This is a genomic window from Winogradskyella costae (genome assembly GCF_013403865.1).
Lineage (GTDB): Bacteria > Bacteroidota > Bacteroidia > Flavobacteriales > Flavobacteriaceae > Winogradskyella > Winogradskyella costae.
This window is the reverse complement of the sequence record NZ_JABFDK010000024.1, coordinates 1-2,328: the sequence shown is the minus strand read 5'-3', so window position 1 is coordinate 2,328 and position 2,328 is coordinate 1. Positions and strand designations below refer to the sequence as shown.

Sequence of the window (2,328 nt, the reverse complement as noted above, 5' to 3'; positions counted from 1 at the left end):
GAATAAAGTTTTCGGCATTCTCAATGTTGTTTTTCAGCTTGCAGGTAACGGTTTTGTGTATGGTTAGTTGCGTGGTTTAGCAACTAAATTAGTAAACTTTTACGAACCCGTGAAAATTCCGCAGGAATTTTCGCAAGTAGGCAGAAAACAGCAATTAATTATACACGGTGTTATGTGTGGTTATTTTTCGCTAATCAATTTTATATGTTCAATTTTTACATCTTTTTCTTCTACGGTTAATCCATAAGATTTCAGACTGCTAATAATGTCATTTTTAGATTTAATGCCGATTATAAAATCATACTTTGTTTCATTTTTATCATTGAATTTAAACGACACAGAAGAAACATTTGATAATTCAACAAGTGTATTATTTATTGTATATGCAGTAAATACTATTTTGTCATCTGCGTCAGATTTAGCTGAAAATCTTTTTTCCAAAGTTTCTTCTAAAAGCGATTTGTCTTGAATTGAAACAAGATTTACTTTTGTAGTTTTAAAGACCGTTTGCTTTTTTAAATTCAGTTTTTTTAAAATGTCATTTTCTAAAAAATTCAGATTTTTAGGTTCTTCTGTATTTTTATAAATTAGGTCGAAACGTTTATCTTTTATTGTCTCAGGTAATTCTAATTGGTCATTTTTAATATTTAAAATATCATTATAAATATCTGCCAATTTATAGGATTTCAATGTTATAATGCTTGTTCCGATTGCTTGTTTAGATGTTTCTGTACTTTCTGTTTCTTGAAGTTCAAAATAATACTTAACTTCTTTATTACTCATCAATTCTTTAAAGTCAAATGTTTGTTTTTGTTCTTTGAAACTTACATTTTTCTTTAAATCGAAATCTGTATTTTCTGTATTCCCGTTAGAAAGGAATTTTGACATAATCGCATAATTTAGATTTTTTGGCTCTCCTATCCATTTTATAGTACCACTTTTATCTATTAAAACTGTTAAAGGATATTCTTCTAATCCTTTGATGCCATCTCCAAAGTTAATTTGAGTTTCCTTCGTCAAATCCGTAACCACGATTGACTTAAATTCGATTCGCTTTAGGCTTCTTTCAACTTTTGCAACTGATTCGTCTGTTATTGAAATGTAATAAAGGTCTTTTTGATTAAACTCCTTTTGGATTTCATTCATATGTGGAACCGCTGCTATACAAGGTCCACACCAAGTTGCCCAAAATTCGAGAACTATGTATTTATCATTCAAATTTTTGTCATTTGGAATATTCTCAATCCAATTCGTAATATTTATTTTTGGTGCTTTTTCGTTGACTTTTATATTGGATTGGGCGTAAATATTACCAAAAGTAAATAATGTCAGAATATAAATTAGTTTTCTCATAGTTTGGTTTTTTAATCACACATAACGTTGTTGTATATGGTTTGTTGCGTGTTTTAAGCAACTAATTTAGTAAATAATTACCGACCAAGAAAGTCCGAGAGGACTTTCGTAAGTAGGCCAGAAGCTAGCAATAAATTATATACGGTGTTAGCAGCTGGCTTTTTCAATTCCTCAACTTTTCAATTTCAGCGTATAATTCATTTATAGTCTCCAACTTTTTTTGACTTTTTTGTCTGTCTTTAAAAACTTTGACAATCTCAAATAAAGAAGTTCCCCAAGCTGTAAAGTCATAACGAGTTCCACATTCATCTCTTTGTTCATTTGGACAAAGGCATTTCCAAATAAAATCATTAATTTCTGTCCAACCAATAAGTTTGTCGGCATTATTCAAATCAATCCGTTCTGGACTAAAGAGAATAGGTCTAATTGATAAGAGACCAAATTTAGTATGTAAAACTCTACTTGATTTTAAATTCGTTAGTTTAGAGTTTTCCTTTGTTTGCACTAAATCAATTAATTCAGGAACAATATTATCTATTTCTTTATTATCTAAAATCCCAATCCATTTTAAAATTTTCGTTCATACTTCGACTGCATTTTCAGATTGTCTTAGAGGTTTATTAAATTGAACTGATTTTCCATTACTTTTTATTTCCGCAACAACTAAGTCAATCGTTTTTGGTATTTCTAAGAATTTAGATGAATTATGTTCAGTATCATCTTGAGAATGATTTGGAAATCTAAGTCCTAAAATATCTAATTCACCCGAAATTTTTTTCTCACTATGATGAATTATAAAACTAGTTGTTAAATATCCATTTAGTCTAAGATAAAGAGTAGATAAATTTTCTTGAATATTAGATTTTTCTTTTGTTGTCATTCTGTTCTTCGCTTGCTGCTAACGGTTTGGTATATGAGTTGTTGCGTGTCTCAAGCACCTAATTTAGCAAATAAAAGACAGAAATAGAAAATCCG

General features: G+C 29.3%; 3 protein-coding genes. All 3 read right to left on the bottom strand.

Annotated features, from left to right (window positions below; all coding sequences use genetic code 11):
* Window positions 1-180 precede the first annotated feature (180 nt).
* The 3 genes from HM986_RS17475 to HM986_RS17465 all read right to left on the bottom strand — a co-directional run bounded on the left by HM986_RS17475 (window position 181) and on the right by HM986_RS17465 (window position 2,233).
* Window positions 181-1,353, bottom strand: coding sequence for a TlpA family protein disulfide reductase (locus HM986_RS17475; RefSeq protein WP_179336330.1), 1,173 nt, complete (start codon window positions 1,351-1,353; stop codon window positions 181-183).
* Between the two features lie 163 nt (window positions 1,354-1,516).
* A complete protein-coding gene (locus HM986_RS17470; RefSeq protein WP_179336329.1) occupies window positions 1,517-1,858 on the bottom strand; it encodes a hypothetical protein in 342 nt (113 codons plus the stop codon).
* Between the two features lie 75 nt (window positions 1,859-1,933).
* A complete protein-coding gene (locus HM986_RS17465; protein ID WP_179336328.1) occupies window positions 1,934-2,233 on the bottom strand; it encodes a hypothetical protein in 300 nt (99 codons plus the stop codon).
* Window positions 2,234-2,328 lie beyond the last annotated feature (95 nt).